Source organism: Trabulsiella guamensis ATCC 49490 (genome assembly GCF_000734965.1).
GTDB classification, from domain to species: Bacteria; Pseudomonadota; Gammaproteobacteria; order Enterobacterales; family Enterobacteriaceae; genus Trabulsiella; species Trabulsiella guamensis.
The window spans coordinates 1-498 of sequence record NZ_JMTB01000214.1 but is presented as its reverse complement, the minus strand read 5'-3'; the positions used below and the strand labels follow the sequence as shown (position 1 = coordinate 498).

Sequence of the window (498 nt, the reverse complement as noted above, 5' to 3'; positions counted from 1 at the left end):
ACCGTGACGCTTGCGACCATCGGTGCCGGTGGTGCGGGCATCATCAATGCCCGGCACACCACGATAAAGCTGGATGGCTCCGAGGTCGGTGATGATGTCTTCGTGTTTCGGCAGGATGATCTCATCGTCTTCAAAGGCTGCCCGGAAACGCGGCATGTTTTCGCGGTAGTACGGAACGGAAAGCTGCACCTGCTCCACCTCGGTGCCGTACCGTTCTGCCGCCTGCTCAGCCAGATACTGACCGTTACCGCGCGCATCGAGCTTGATGCCGTCGCGGCGCGGCAGGCGATCACAGATATAAAACAGCGCCTGTTCCTGCTGCTTGAACGGGACGTTGCTGAGTTCGACCAGGAACGGCACGGTGCGGGTGGTGTTCTCATTCACCGTCACCGGCGCAAATACCGTGAGGTCACCATTACGGGCAAAGTCTTCACCCAGACAATGGCGAAGATGGGGCGGCAGTTTATCCAGTTCGGGCTGAACAACGGTCTCCAGCCA

Annotated in this window: 1 pseudogene; it reads right to left on the bottom strand. The window is 59.2% G+C overall.

Going from position 1 to position 498, the window contains the following annotated elements:
- Window positions 1-498: pseudogene (locus GTGU_RS23615) on the bottom strand (hypothetical protein); the annotation flags it as partial.